The 284-nt window shown below is 46.1% G+C and carries 1 protein-coding gene; it reads right to left on the reverse strand.

What is annotated here, in order from left to right:
- Window positions 1-284: TonB-dependent receptor plug domain-containing protein (locus AAEY83_RS14140; protein WP_351059804.1), on the reverse strand; the 284-nt coding region annotated here is incomplete at both ends.

A 284-nucleotide genomic window follows, 5' to 3' on the forward strand; every position in this document is an offset into this window, starting at 1 on the left:
GCTGAAATAGTGTCGCCGTCACCTTCACTTGTGCCGCCGTATTGTACAAAACCCGTTGTAATACCGGTTGAGTTATTAAGAGATAAGTTAATAACACCTGCAATAGCATCAGAGCCATACTGCGCTGCAGCGCCGTCGCGTAATACTTCAACGCCTTTAAGTGCTGTTAGCGGAATGGCATTCATATCAGTACCCGCAGCGCCTGCGCCTACTGTACCGTTAAGGCCAAAAATTGATTGGTTATGACGACGTTTACCATTTACTAATACAAGGGTTTGATCTGG

It is taken from the genome of Psychrobacter sp. TB20-MNA-CIBAN-0197, from assembly GCF_040309765.1.
Lineage (GTDB): Bacteria > Pseudomonadota > Gammaproteobacteria > Pseudomonadales > Moraxellaceae > Psychrobacter > Psychrobacter submarinus.